Annotated in this window: 12 protein-coding genes; 6 read left to right on the top strand and 6 right to left on the bottom strand. The window is 69.6% G+C overall.

Annotation, left to right across the window (positions count from 1 at the left end; all coding sequences use genetic code 11):
* Positions 1–83: 83 nt before the first annotated feature.
* From AB0E69_RS21515 to AB0E69_RS21500, 4 genes are read right to left on the bottom strand one after another with little or no spacing between them, the layout of a single operon-like run.
* Positions 84–488 carry a universal stress protein gene (locus tag AB0E69_RS21515; RefSeq protein WP_360148483.1) on the bottom strand — a complete coding sequence of 135 codons (405 nt, stop codon included), beginning with the start codon at positions 486–488 and terminating at the stop codon, positions 84–86.
* Positions 489–533: 45 nt separating this feature from the next.
* Positions 534–2,141 (bottom strand): AMP-binding protein, encoded by a 1,608-nt coding sequence (locus AB0E69_RS21510; protein WP_360148481.1) that lies wholly within the window; start codon positions 2,139–2,141, stop codon positions 534–536.
* 2 nt (positions 2,142–2,143) lie between these two features.
* Complete coding sequence (locus AB0E69_RS21505) at positions 2,144–3,016, bottom strand: SDR family NAD(P)-dependent oxidoreductase (RefSeq protein WP_360148478.1); 873 nt, start codon at positions 3,014–3,016, stop codon at positions 2,144–2,146.
* Positions 3,017–3,057: 41 nt separating this feature from the next.
* Positions 3,058–3,834: an alpha/beta hydrolase gene (locus tag AB0E69_RS21500; RefSeq protein WP_360148475.1), complete on the bottom strand. Its 777-nt coding sequence runs from the start codon at positions 3,832–3,834 to the stop codon at positions 3,058–3,060.
* A 46-nt stretch (positions 3,835–3,880) separates the two neighbouring features.
* On the opposite strand from AB0E69_RS21500, the gene AB0E69_RS21495 reads away from it, so the two are divergent.
* Positions 3,881–5,008: a Xaa-Pro peptidase family protein gene (locus AB0E69_RS21495; RefSeq protein WP_360148473.1), complete on the top strand. Its 1,128-nt coding sequence runs from the start codon at positions 3,881–3,883 to the stop codon at positions 5,006–5,008.
* A 3-nt stretch (positions 5,009–5,011) separates the two neighbouring features.
* On the opposite strand, the gene AB0E69_RS21490 is transcribed toward AB0E69_RS21495, so the two are convergent.
* Positions 5,012–6,001, bottom strand: a complete 990-nt coding sequence (locus tag AB0E69_RS21490; protein WP_360148470.1) for a helix-turn-helix domain-containing protein — start codon at positions 5,999–6,001, stop codon at positions 5,012–5,014.
* A 70-nt stretch (positions 6,002–6,071) separates the two neighbouring features.
* Here AB0E69_RS21490 and AB0E69_RS21485 point away from each other — a divergent pair, with 70 nt between their 5' ends.
* The 3 genes from AB0E69_RS21485 to AB0E69_RS21475 all read left to right on the top strand — a co-directional run bounded on the left by AB0E69_RS21485 (position 6,072) and on the right by AB0E69_RS21475 (position 10,062).
* Positions 6,072–7,346, top strand: a complete 1,275-nt coding sequence (locus AB0E69_RS21485) for an MFS transporter (RefSeq protein WP_360148467.1) — start codon at positions 6,072–6,074, stop codon at positions 7,344–7,346.
* Between the two features lie 46 nt (positions 7,347–7,392).
* Positions 7,393–7,872, top strand: a complete 480-nt coding sequence (gene soxR, locus AB0E69_RS21480) for a redox-sensitive transcriptional activator SoxR (RefSeq protein ID WP_360148464.1) — start codon at positions 7,393–7,395, stop codon at positions 7,870–7,872.
* A 63-nt stretch (positions 7,873–7,935) separates the two neighbouring features.
* Positions 7,936–10,062: a DEAD/DEAH box helicase gene (locus tag AB0E69_RS21475; RefSeq protein ID WP_360148461.1), complete on the top strand. Its 2,127-nt coding sequence runs from the start codon at positions 7,936–7,938 to the stop codon at positions 10,060–10,062.
* Here the strand turns inward: AB0E69_RS21475 and AB0E69_RS21470 are convergent.
* Positions 10,059–10,853 carry a metalloregulator ArsR/SmtB family transcription factor gene (locus AB0E69_RS21470; protein WP_360148458.1) on the bottom strand — a complete coding sequence of 265 codons (795 nt, stop codon included), beginning with the start codon at positions 10,851–10,853 and terminating at the stop codon, positions 10,059–10,061. The genes AB0E69_RS21475 and AB0E69_RS21470 overlap by 4 nt on opposite strands.
* Positions 10,854–10,934: 81 nt before the next feature.
* Between AB0E69_RS21470 and AB0E69_RS21465 the strand changes: the two genes are divergently transcribed.
* Together AB0E69_RS21465 and AB0E69_RS21460 are read left to right on the top strand one after the other, a co-directional pair.
* Positions 10,935–11,720, top strand: coding sequence for a GNAT family N-acetyltransferase (locus AB0E69_RS21465; RefSeq protein ID WP_360148455.1), 786 nt, complete (start codon positions 10,935–10,937; stop codon positions 11,718–11,720).
* Positions 11,721–11,732: 12 nt separating this feature from the next.
* The gene (locus AB0E69_RS21460; protein WP_360148452.1) at positions 11,733–12,467 is read left to right on the top strand and encodes an SDR family oxidoreductase; all 735 of its coding nucleotides are present in this window, start codon (positions 11,733–11,735) and stop codon (positions 12,465–12,467) included.
* Positions 12,468–12,470 lie beyond the last annotated feature (3 nt).

The raw sequence follows: 12,470 nt of genomic DNA, 5'->3' as shown, positions 1-12,470 counted from the left end.
GCGGTACAGGCCCAGACCGCGATCGCGGGCATCCCGCGCGACCGACACGTCGTCGGCGAAGCAGTTCGCGCGCACCACAGCTGTCAGTCGTGTGGTGAAGGGACCTTGACGGCGAGGACCGGGACGGGGGAGTCGAGGAGGACTCGTTGGGCGGTGCTGCCGAGGATCAGTTTGCCGACCGGGGAGCGGCGGCGGAGGCCGAGGACGATCAGGCCGACGTCGTCGGCGCCGGCCGCTTTGATGAGTTCGCCGGCCACGTCGCCCTCGGAGACGGCCTGCTGGATCGTCACCTCGACGCCGGCCGCGCGCAGCTTGGCCTCGGCCGCGGCCAGCTCCTCGCTGTTGGCGTACCGCGCGTCGATGTACGCGTCCCCGCGACTCGTGTTCAGCAGCAGGACCGACGCACCGCGCAGTTCCGCCTCGGCAGCCGCGGCCGCCAGCGCGGCCTCACCCTCGGCTGTTGGCACATACCCGACCAAGATCTTCACGCCCACACTCTCCCACCCATCACAGTCCGCCCGACACCGACCGGGTCAGTGAGCCTCAGGTAGAAGACTTCGTAGGACCTTGCCGGTTGCGTTGCGGGGGAAGTCGTCGAGGATCACGATTCGCCGTGGTGTCTTGTACCGGGCGAGGTTCGCCTTTACGTGGGCGAGGAGCTCGTCCTCGGTCGCGGGCTCGCGGAGTACGACGTACGCGACCAGGCGCTGGCCGAACTCCTCGTCCGGTACGCCGGTGACCACTGCCTCCGCGACGGCCGGGTGTGTGGCGAGGCACGACTCGACCTCGACCGGGTATACGTTCTCGCCGCCGGAGACGATCATGTCGTCCTCGCGTCCGTCGATGAACAGGCGTCCGGCTGCGTCCAGGTGGCCGAGGTCGCCGGTGCTCATCCGGCCGTCGACGACGGTCTTGGTCGAGCCATCGGAGTACCCGGTGAACACCAGCCCGCCGCCCGCGAAGATCCGCCCGGTCTCGCCGGTCGGTACCGGACGGTCGGAAGTGTCGAGGATCCGCACGGTACTGCCGAGGCACGGACGTCCAACCGTCCCGGGCGCCGCGATCAGGTCCGCGGAGGTGGCGATCGTCGCGATCCCGACCTCGCTCGACCCGTAGGCGTCGCACAGTATCGGCCCGAAGCGCTCGATGAACCGCTCGGCGAGCGGCGCACCGAGCTGCGAGGCGCCGGACACCACGGCCCGGAGCGAGCGCAGGTCGTACTCCGCGATCGCCGCTGGCCCCAGGTCGAGCATCCGCCGCAGCATCACCGGTACGGCGACTATCGCGCCCGCTCGCGTGTCCTCGACGTCGGCCAACACCGCGGCAGGATCGAACCGCGGCCGCAGCACCAACGGCGACCCGAGAAACAAGGCCAGCATCGACGTCAGCAGCCCGAGCCCGTGGAACAGCGGCGGGCAGACGACCATCGCCTCGCCGGACCGCAACCCGAACCGATTGAGCGCACTGGCCGTCAACCCAGCCAACCCCAACGCGGTAGGCACCCGCGGCGCCGCCTTGGGCGTCCCCGTCGTCCCCGAAGTGAGAATCGTGATGTGCCCAGCCGCCTCCGGCGCCGGCGGCTGAGGCGCCGTAGCCGCGGCCAGCCCGTCGAGGTCGGCGAGTACCGATGGGAGGTCTGCTGGTGGGGTGAACTCGGCGTCGTGGATCAGGATGTCCGGGCGGTGGCGGTCCAGGACGGCTTGCAGTTGTGGGGGAGCGAACTCGGTGTTCACGAATAGGACATCTGCCCCGAGCCGCGACGCCGCCAGCGTGGCCTCGAGGAAGCCTCGGTGGTTCCGGCACAGCACCGCGACCTTGCTGCCGGCAACGATGCCGAACTCCGCGTGCAACCCGGCCGCGATCCGCGCGCAGCGCCGGTCGAGCTCGGCGTACGTCAGCGTCCCGCCGGGATCGATCACCGCCGCCCGGTCCGGGTACCGGATCGCCGCGATCGCCCCGAGCGCCGCCATCGACTGCCCCCAGGTCCGCAGCGCGCGCTCGATCCGGACCAACTGCGCCGGACCTGCCGACCGCCACACCCCGGACCGGACCAGCGCGACCGACAGCCCACCGACCTCGGCCGCGCTCCGCACCAGCCACTCGGGCGGTCGCATCGGTCCGATCGGTCGCGGCGTCCGCATCGCTACTTCGCACCTCCGGTACGCCGGAAGTACTGCTCGAGCAGCCGGTCCGTGGGCAACCGCAACATGTTGCCCAAGGCATCAGCCGGCCGAACGAACGGCGGCGTGATGTTGTGCGGCCGCTCCGCCACCGCCGTACACACCTGATCGGCCGCCTGCTCCGGCGTCAACCCAGGCAGCTTGTTCAGCAGCGGCGTCGGCTCACTCATCCGCGTGTGCACCAGACCCATGTAGACAGTGGACGTGGTCACACCATCCCCGCGAACCTCCTGCGCCACACACCGCAGCCACACGTCGAACGCGCTCTTCGACGCCAGGTACGCCGACCATCGCGCCATCGGCGGCGTCCGGACCCCGGCCGTCGACACGTTCACGATGTGACCCGAACGCCGCTCACGCATCGACGGCAGCAGCTCGAGGACGAGCTTCGCCGGGCCCAGGTAGTTGATCGCGTTCGTCCGCTCGATGTCGTGGAAGCGCTGGTACGTGTCCGCGACCGATCGCCGGATCGATTTCCCGGCGTTGCTCACCAGTACGTCGACATGCCCGTGCTCAGCCAGCACGGTCCGCACCAGCTCCTCGACCGTGTCCGGCGAGGCCAGGTTCGCCGGGTACGCGTACGCCGTACCGCCCGCCGACCGGATGTCCGCCGCGACCAGCTCCAACTGCTCAGCGGTCCGGGCAACGAGCAACACCGTCGCCCCGGCCGACGCGAGCCTGCGTGCGGTCGCCTCGCCGATGCCGTACGACGATCCGGTCACCAGGACCACCTTGCCGCGGACCGCCGCGGCCAGCCGATCGTCGGGGATGCTGGTCCGGCCGTTGGTCAGTGCGACCAGCAGAGGCCAACCGAACGGACGCTTCCCAGTCACCATGCGGCTGACATTACCCGCTGGTAGCCATCCGCGGGAGGGGGTCAGCTGACCCTTTGCAACCAGTCGCGCACCAACGCGCCGAACAGCTCCGGCTGCTCGAGCTGCAGGTTGTGCCCGGCCACATCGAGCACGGCATACGTCGCCCGCGGGTAGTGCGGGAGCAGGTCGAACTGGTCCTCGTAGCCGGTGATCGAGTCCTGCCGACCGCACAGCACCAGCGTCGGCCGCGTGTAGACCGGGCCGCTCTCCGGCGCGATCGTCAGCTCCCAGTTCTTCTGGATCCGCGCCAGCGCCTCCTCGTCCGCCAGCGCCAGACCGGGAGCCACATCCGACCGGTACGCCGCCAGCGCAGCCGCTGTCTGAATCACCGCGAGCTCGGTGAAGTCCTCGCCCTCCTGCAGCGACTCGACCACGCCAGGCTCGGACCGCAGTACGACGTGCTCCGGCACCCGACGGTCCTTGTGCCACAGGACGCCCACCGGGCAGATCAGGCCGAGCCCGAGCACCTGCTCCGGCCGCTCCGCGACCAGCGCGCGCCCGAGGTAGCCGCCGTACGACTCGCCGATGAGCACGAAGGGCTCGGAGCCGATCTGCTCGTCGATGAAGCCGCGGACCGCAGCCATGATCCCGTCGGAGCTGTCGATGTCACCCGCCGGCGACCGTCCCATCCCGGGCAGATCGGGGTAGAGCCGCCGGTACCCAGGAAGGTCCGCGAAGACTGGCTCAAGGGGGCCGGTCATCAAACGGTGGTCGGGGGACCAGCCGTGCAGGGCAAGGACCGGTACGCCGTCGCCGAAGGACACGTGATGGAGTGACATGAAAGGAGTTGTAGCACCCGGCCCGGACAGTTTTAGAGTCATGCCCATGGCCCGTCGTGCACCACTTCCCCCGCTCCCCGAATCCGCCGTCCTACGTTCCCGGCTCGAGCGTGCCCGCGCGGCCGCCGAAGGCACCGGGCTGTTGATCGCACCCGGCTCCGACCTGCGGTACTTCCTCGGCGCGCCGGGCGGTTCGTTCGAGCGGCTGACCACGCTGGTCATTCCGGCCGACGGCCCGGTCGCGCTCGTCGTACCGAAGCTGGAGGCGCCCGGGTTTGCGGACCTGCCGCTCGACGAGCTCAACGTCGACGTCGTGACCTGGGTCGATGGCGTGGACCCCTACGCGTTCGCGGCCGAGCGGCTCCAGGGTGCGGAGCGGGTGGCGGTCAGCGACTTCACGCCAGCGTTGCATGTGCTCGCTCTGCGCGAGGCGCTGCCCAAGGCCGAGCAGGTGCTCGCCGGGCCGATCGTTCGCGAACTGCGGATGCGCAAGGACGCCGCCGAGATCGACGCGCTGCGCAAGGCGGGTGCTGCGATCGACCGTGTGCACGCACGGGTCGGCGAGTGGCTGCGAGCGGGCCGTACCGAGGCAGAGGTCGGCGCGGACATCGCCGACGCCATTGTGGCGGAGGGGCACACGCTCGCCGACTTCGTCATCGTGGCGAGCGGACCGAACGGCGCCAGCCCGCACCACGCCCTGTCGGACCGAGTCATCGAGACAGGCGACGTCGTTGTCGTCGACATCGGCGGTCCGGTGGCCGAGGGCTACAACTCGGACTCCACCCGGACGTACGCCGTCGGCTCACCGCGCGACGCAGACGTGCTGGCGACGTACGCCGTACTCCAAGAAGCACAGCAGGCTGCGGTGGACGCGGTACGCCCAGGGGTCTCGGCAGAGTCGATCGACGCGGCGGCTCGGGAGGTGATCACCGCCGCCGGGTTTGGTGAGTTCTTCATCCACCGGACCGGGCATGGCATCGGTCTGGACGTCCATGAGGAGCCGTACATCGTCGGTGGCAACACGCTGCCGCTGGAGGCGGGCATGGCGTTCAGCATCGAGCCAGGGATCTACCAGCCGGGCCGGTGGGGTGCGCGGATCGAGGACATCGTCGTGGTGACCGAAGACGGCGGCGAGTCGATGAACCAGCAGCCGCACGACCTCGTGGTGCTCTGAGGCTCAGCCGGCCCGGAACGTCTTGCGGTAGGCGAGCGGGGACACGCCCAGCTCGGACCTGAGGTGGTGGCGGAGAGAGGCGGCCGTACCGAGGCCCGCCTCCTCGGCCACCCGGTCCACTGGGAGGTCCGTCGTCTCCAGCAGCTGGCAAGCGTGCCGTACGCGCTGCTGCAGCAGCCAGGTGCCGGGGGACTGACCGGTCTCGGCCTTGAAGCGACGACTGAACGTGCGGACACTCATCCGGGCATGCGCAGCCATCGCCGGCAGGCTGATCTCCTGCGCGAGCCGCTCCAGCGCCCACGCCCGAGTCGGTGAAGTACCCCCGCTGCCTTCCTCAGGGATCACGTGCTCGATGTACTGCGACTGGCCGCCGTCACGCCACGGCGGTACGACGCAGTGCCGAGCAGCCCGGTTCGCCACCTCACTGCCGAAGTCACGGCGGATCAGGTGCAGACAGAGGTCGACACCAGCCGCCAGACCGGCCGAGGTGAGGATGTCGCCGTCGTCGATGAACAACCGGTCCTCGTCGAGCTTCACCTGCGGGTAGACACTGCGGAACAGGTCGGCCCGCTCCCAGTGCGTGGTCGCCGGCCGGCCGTCGAGCAAGCCGGCAGCGCCCAGAACGAACGCGCCCGTACAGATCGACGCGATCCGGGTCCCGGGCCGGATCGTCGCGAGCGCCTCGGCCAGGTCGTCGGGCAGCGTGCCCTCGTACCGCGGCTTTGCGATATAGGTGCCCGGGATGATCACGGTGTCCGCCTCGGCCAGCGCCTCGGGACCGTAGTCCGGCGTCAGCATGAACCCGGCACCGGCTCGCACCGGTCCGCCCAGGCCGCAGATACGCACGTCGTACAGCTTGGTGCCGTCGGCCGTGGTGGCGGCGCCGAGCACGGTCGGTGGGATGGTCAGGTCGAACCCGACCACTGGTTCGAGCGCCAGGACGGCGACCACGTGCGGACCGACGGCGGCGAGGTGGCGCTTGCGGACAGCCATGGCCATATCTTGACACATGCTGGCAATTTGGCCACTGGTTCGATGAACGTCGAACCGTCACACTGGCTCGGTGACTCAGATTCTGGAGACGAAGAAGGCCCCCAGGGTGCATCTTGCCTGGGCGGTCGCCGTGGTGGGGTTCGTGACCCTGATCGGTGCGGCCGGGTTCCGGTCGGTGCCGAGTGTGCTGCTCGATCCGCTGCACGACGAGTTCGGGTGGTCGCACGCGACGATCTCGGCGGCGGTGTCGATCAACCTGCTGCTGTTCGGTGGCATCTCGCCGTTCGCGGCCGCGCTGATGGACCGGCTCGGCCTGCGCAAGGTCGTCAGCGGTGCGCTGGTGCTGATCGCACTCGGCAGCGGCCTCACCGTCTTCATGACCGCCTCCTGGCAGCTTCTGCTCTGCTGGGGCCTGCTGGTTGGCATTGGCACCGGCTCGATGTCGATGACCTTCGTGGCGACGATCACCGGCCGCTGGTTCATCCGGCGGCGCGGTCTGGTCACCGGGATCCTCACCGCGGCCGGTGCGACCGGGCAGCTGATCTTCCTGCCGCTCATCGCGTCGCTGGCTGGGCGGTACGGGTGGCGGGTGCCCGCGCTGGTCGCAGCCGCGGCCGCGCTGGCCGTCGTACCGCTGGTGCTGTTCTTCCTGCGGGACTACCCGAGCGACGTCGGGCTGAAGGCGTACGGCGCTCCTGAGGGGAGCACGGCCGGTCAGCGGGTGGAGACGACTGGTAGTAGCGCTATGCGGGCGCTGAACGCACTGAAGCTGGCGTCGCGGCGGCCCGCGTTCTGGCTGCTGGCAGGTGGGTTTGCGATCTGTGGTGCGTCGACGAACGGTCTGATCGGGACGCACTTCGTGACCGCAGCGCACGACCATGGCATGCCGGCCACGACCGCTGCCTCGTTGCTGGCCCTCGTGGGCGTCTTCGACGTCGGCGGGACGATCTTCTCGGGCTACCTGACCGACCGGTGGGACCCGCGGTACCTGCTGATCGCCTACTACACGCTGCGCGGTCTGTCGCTGCTCGTGCTGCCGTCGCTGCTTGGCCCGACCGCACAGCCGAGCACATGGGTGTTCATCATCTTCTACGGGCTGGACTGGGTCGCCACCGTGCCGCCGACGGTGGCGCTGTGCCGGGAGTGGTTCGGTCAGGACGGGCCGATCGTGTTCGGCTGGGTGTTCGCGTCGCACCAGGTCGGTGCCGCACTGGCCGCGACGGGCGCCGGCTGGATCCGGGACGCGCAGGGCAGCTACAACCTCGCGTGGTACCTGGCCGGTGGGCTCTGCGCGGCGGCTGCACTGATGTCCGCGAGCATCGGGCGGCGCCTCGTCACTGCCTGACCCCGTCCGCTAGCCTCGATATAAGTTGAGGTTGGAGGGACGGGACATGGACATCGAGCCGGGTGAGCTGACGGTCGGGCAGTTGGCGCAGCGCAGCGGCGTCGCGATCTCGGCTCTGCACTTCTACGAACGGCAGAGCCTGATCATCAGTCGCCGTACGTCGGGCAACCAGCGCCGGTACAAGCGCGACACGCTCCGTCGGGTTGCGCTGATCCGGATCGCTCAGCGCGTCGGCATCCCGCTCGCCGAGGTCGCCGCGATCCTCAAGCTGCTCCCGGACAACCGCACGCCGAGCCGCGCCGACTGGGAACGCATCTCCGAGTGCTGGCAGGCCGAGCTCGACAAGCGCATCCTCCATCTCGAACAGCTCCGCGACGACTTCAAGGACTGCGTAGGCTGCGGCTGCCTGTCGATCGACCGCTGCGCCCTCGCGAACCCGCACGACACGCTCGCCGCGAAGGGTCCCGGCCCCCGGCGCCTCCTCGACTCTTCCGACCAGCCGTGTCATCCGGGGAAGTGCGCCTGAGTTATCCACAGCGCGGGGCTCGGGCTCAGCGAAGTGGGGGTGAAGGCGTCTAGGGTCTTCGACATGGCTGAGACGAACGCGACGCTGACACTGACCGACGAGCGGGCCGGGATCGCAGGTGGACTGATCCAGGCGATCGCCGGGGCGGACGCACGGCTGCGCGCGGATCAGGAGACCGCGGTTGCTGCGTTGTGTGAGCCGGCGGCGCGGGTGCTCGTCGTGCAGGCGACCGGTTGGGGCAAGTCGGCTGTCTACTGGGCGGCGACCGCGATCCGGCGGGCCGAGGGCGCCGGTCCGACGCTGGTGGTGTCGCCGCTGTTGTCGTTGATGCGGGATCAGGTGGCGGCGGCAGGCCGGGCCGGGTTGCGGGCGGCGACCTTGAACTCGAACAACGTCGACGACTGGTCGAGCATCGAGCACGACCTGCGGTCCGGCGGCATCGACGTGCTGCTGGTGTCGCCGGAGCGGTTGGCCAACCCTGGGTTCGGGCGGCGGGTGCTGGATGCGCTGGCGGGACAGATCGGGTTGCTGGTAATCGACGAGGCGCATGCGGTGTCCGACTGGGGGCATGACTTCCGGCCGGACTACCGGCGGGTGTCCGAGGTGCTCCAGCAGTTGAACCCGAAGACGCCGGTGCTTGCGACGACAGCGACCGCCAATGCGCGAGTGACTGACGATGTGGCCAAGCAGCTGGGGGAGTCGACGCTGGTACTGCGTGGGCCGCTGGCGCGATCCAGTCTGCAGCTCGCCGTGGTGGATGCGTTGTCGCCGCTGGATCGGTTCGCGTGGGTGGTGGACCAGCTGCCGAACCTGCCGGGGTCCGGGATTGTGTACACGCTGACCGTTGCGGATGCGCAGCGGCTGGCGGCGGTGATCCAGGAAGTGCACGGGCGCGACGTACCGGTGGCGGCGTACACGGGGCAGCTGGAGGCGGGAGAGCGGGAGAGCCTCGAGGACGCCCTGCGGGAGAACCGGCTGAAGGCGCTGATCGCGACGTCGGCGCTGGGGATGGGTTACGACAAGCCCGACCTGGGGTTCGTGGTGCATGTCGGGTCGCCGCCCTCGCCGGTGTCGTACTACCAGCAGGTCGGACGTGCCGGCCGCGGGATCGACCACGCAGTGGTGGCGTTGCTGCCCTCGGATGCGGACTCAGGTGTCTGGGACTACTTCGCGACGGCGACGATTCCGATTCCGGAGAATGTGCAGCGGTTGCTGCGTGGGCTGGAGGGTTACGGTCCGGATCAGCCCGCGTCGGTGCCGGCGCTGGAGGCGGAGACCGGGCTCCGGCGGACGCGGGTCGAGTTGATGCTGAAGCAGCTCGCAGTCGATGGAGTCGTCGAGCGGGTCGAGCGCGGTTGGGTGCGGACCGGCGCCGAGTGGACGTTCGACGCCGCGCACTACGACGGGATCGTGTCGGTACGCCGGCGCGAGGCGGACATCATGCGCGCGTACACCCACGGCGATCGTTGCTTGATGCAACTTCTGCAGGAGTCGCTGGACGATCCGTCCGCCGAGCCGTGCGGCCGGTGCTCGGTGTGTATCGGTGCGCTGCCTGCCCCGCTCGAGGCCCGGCCGTCGCCGGACACGGTCGCGGCGATCATCCGCCTGCTCCGCGGCGAGGTCCACGTGCTCGAGCCACGCAAGATGTGGCCGGGCGGATCATTCGGCGCCCGCGGCAAGATCCCGCCCGGCCTGTCGGCCGACCCCGGCCGAATCATCATCTACGCCGACGCCCCCGAGTGGCGTGAGGTCCTGGCCGACGCCTACGGTCCGTCGCCGTCGTCCGAGGCGGTGGAGGCACTGAAGGCAGGCGCCATCTCGTCGCTCTCCCAGTGGCGCAGCTCGTGGTCCGCTCGGCCGGAGGTCGTCGTACCGCTGGCCGCATCGGGGTACACCGCCCTCACCTCGGCGCTCGCGGACCACGTGGCAGCCGTGGGCCGACTGGAGCGAGCCGAGCTGCTCGTCGACCGCACCGGCTACTCGGACGACCTGTCCTCAGCAGACGAGGCCAGGCTCTGGCGAGACGGCCTGCAGGTGGACGGCACCACCGCACAAACGCTGTCCGGCAGCACCGTCCTCCTGCTGGTGGACGCCACGTCGTCCCAGTGGCCGATCACCGTAGCCGCTGCCAAGCTCCGCGAAGCGGGCGCCCAAGCCGTGCTCCCCCTCCTCATTCACAAACGGCCCTAGCTCGTTTCCAGCAGGGTCTTCAGGTCCGAGAGGACGGCCGGCCAGCCGTCGTTGATCATCGTGCGGAGGGTGCTCTCGGGTTCGAAGCCGCTGTGGATGACCGTCAGCTTCACCTTGTCGTCGACCGGCTCCAGTTCGAAGGTCGCGGTGGAGAGGGGCTCGCGGGCGAGCTTCTCGTGGGTGGCGTCGTCGATGTCGAACGCCTTGGAGAACTCCGGCGTGATGTGGTGCCAGCGGTAGGCAAGGCGGGTGTACGGGTCGTACTCGACAACCATCTGCTCCGGACCGGACGTGGTGACGCCGTCGGAGTGGTGCCAGACCATCTCCGCGCCCGGCTTCCACTCGGTCTCGAAGTGGAGGTGCCAGTACTGCTCGGTGAACTCCGGCTCGGTCAGCGCCGCCCAGAGCCGTTCCGGCGTGGTCTTGATGTAAGTCGTGTAGACGAAGTCGTTGTCGCTCATCGGTGGTTCGGCCTCCAAAGCCGTCTTGAGATCGGCGAACAGTTGCGCGCGCCGCCGGTCGTACTGCGTGATCCAGCGGTCCGCGATCGCGTTGATCGGTTCGGCGTTGAGGTAGTGCAGCTTCTCCCGCCCGCGCCACACGGTGGTGACGAGGTTGGCGGACTCCAGCACCGCGAGGTGTTTGCTCACCGATTGACGTGCCATCTCCAGGCCGGCGCACAGCTCGCGCAGCGTCTGCCCGTTGCGGGCGTTCAGCGTGTCGAGCAACTGCCGCCGGCTCGGGTCGGCCAGTGCGCGGAACACCTCGTCGTCCATCACGCCTCCGATCATGCAGCCATCTGGCTGCCTTTACACAATAGGCAGCCGAATAGCTGCATGTCAACCGTGGCGGCGACCGGGGAGGATGAGCCGGTGAACATCACCAGCCTCGGCTACCGGACCGACCTGCTGCTGCTCGAGCTCAGCGGCAGCACCTTTCACGACACCGGCGAGTACGTCGTGATCCGCACCCCGGACAACCCGGCCTTCTGGTGGGGGAACTTCCTGCTCTACCGCACCCCGTTCGCCCCGGGCGACGCCAAGCGCCGGCTCGACGACTTCCACCGCGAGCTCCCGGCCGTGCGACATGTTGCCCTCGGCATCGACAGTGTCGACGGAGAGATCGGTGCCGAGGACGAGCTGGCCGCGGCCGGCTTCACGGTCGACCGCAACGTGGTGATGACCGCGAGCCAGGTCGTCCCACCCCAGCGGCCGAACACGGAGGCGACGTACCGGGCCATCACCTCGGACGACGACTGGGGCCAGCTGCTCCAGCTGGGCTTCTCCACGGCGGAGCAGGAGCTCGACCCGTACTACGAGGAGTTCACCCGCCAACGGCTGGTGTCGCAGCGCGGGCTGGTCGAGGACGGGCACGGGACGTGGTTCGGCGCGTTCGAGGACGACCGGCTGCAGAGCTCGCTTGGCCTGGTCTTCGACGGCCAGGGCCTCGCCCGGCTCCAGAACGTGCAGACGGCACCGGACGCTCGCGGTCGTGGCCTGGCCGGCACGCTCGTCCACCACGCCTCGACGTACGGGCTGACCAAGGCGCACACGCTGGTCATGGTCGCGGATCCGGAGTACCTCGCGATCCGGATCTACCGCTCGGTCGGATTCACGGACACGGAGACACAGCTGCAGTTCAAGATCCCGCCCGCGTGACAGGGTAGGTGCATGAGCAAAGTCGTTCTCGTCACCGGTGGCAGCCGTGGGATCGGCGCGGCGGCCTGCATCGCGCTGGCCGCCGACGGCTGGGATGTCGCCGTGAACTACCGGACCCGCTCCGACGAGGCAGCCCGCGTCGTCAAGGCCTGCGAGGAGCTCGGCCGGCGCGCGATCGCCGTCCAGGCAGACGTGGTCGAGGGCGACCAGATCGAGCGCCTCTTCGAGACCGCCACTGCTGAACTGGGTCCGCTGAAGGCCGTCATCAACAACGCCGGCATCGTCTCGCCCGCCGGCCGGGTCGCGGAGTACGACGCCGCCCGCCTCGAGCGCGTCTTCGCGATCAACTCGGTCAGCGCGTTCCTCGTCGCCGGCGCAGCGGTACGCCGGATGTCCACGGCGTACGGCGGATCCGGCGGCGTCATCGTCAACATCTCGTCCCGCGCCGCCGTGCTCGGATCCGCCGGCGAGTACGTCGACTACGCCGCGAGCAAGGCCGCCGTCGACGCCCTCACCACCGGCCTCGCGAACGAGGTCGCCAAGGAGGGCATCCGCGTGCTCGGCGTCCGTCCCGGCCTGATCGAGACCGGCATCCACGAGCCGGGCCGGCTGGACCGCCTCGGCGCGACTCCGCCGCTCCAGCGTCCGGGAAAGGCCGAGGAGGTCGCCGAGGTGATCGCGTTCCTCGCCTCGGACCGGGCGTCGTACATGACCGGTACGACGGTCGACGTCTCCGGCGGGCGGTAATCC

The sequence above is a fragment of the Kribbella sp. NPDC026611 genome (assembly GCF_040638345.1).
Classification (GTDB): domain Bacteria; phylum Actinomycetota; class Actinomycetes; order Propionibacteriales; family Kribbellaceae; genus Kribbella.
This window is presented reverse-complemented; position numbering and strand designations above follow the sequence as displayed.

What these genes read in the sequence shown, in the direction of transcription:
- soxR (WP_360148464.1), top strand. Translation starts at nt 7,393, where the DNA reads ATGGACATCGAGCCGGGTGAGCTGACGGTCGGGCAGTTGGCGCAGCGC.
- AB0E69_RS21510 (WP_360148481.1), bottom strand. Translation starts at nt 2,141, where the DNA reads ATGCGGACGCCGCGACCGATCGGACCGATGCGACCGCCCGAGTGGCTG.
- AB0E69_RS21470 (WP_360148458.1), bottom strand. Translation starts at nt 10,853, where the DNA reads ATGATCGGAGGCGTGATGGACGACGAGGTGTTCCGCGCACTGGCCGAC.
- AB0E69_RS21460 (WP_360148452.1), top strand. Translation starts at nt 11,733, where the DNA reads ATGAGCAAAGTCGTTCTCGTCACCGGTGGCAGCCGTGGGATCGGCGCG.
- AB0E69_RS21475 (WP_360148461.1), top strand. Translation starts at nt 7,936, where the DNA reads ATGGCTGAGACGAACGCGACGCTGACACTGACCGACGAGCGGGCCGGG.
- AB0E69_RS21500 (WP_360148475.1), bottom strand. Translation starts at nt 3,834, where the DNA reads ATGTCACTCCATCACGTGTCCTTCGGCGACGGCGTACCGGTCCTTGCC.
- AB0E69_RS21495 (WP_360148473.1), top strand. Translation starts at nt 3,881, where the DNA reads ATGGCCCGTCGTGCACCACTTCCCCCGCTCCCCGAATCCGCCGTCCTA.
- AB0E69_RS21505 (WP_360148478.1), bottom strand. Translation starts at nt 3,016, where the DNA reads ATGGTGACTGGGAAGCGTCCGTTCGGTTGGCCTCTGCTGGTCGCACTG.
- AB0E69_RS21490 (WP_360148470.1), bottom strand. Translation starts at nt 6,001, where the DNA reads ATGGCTGTCCGCAAGCGCCACCTCGCCGCCGTCGGTCCGCACGTGGTC.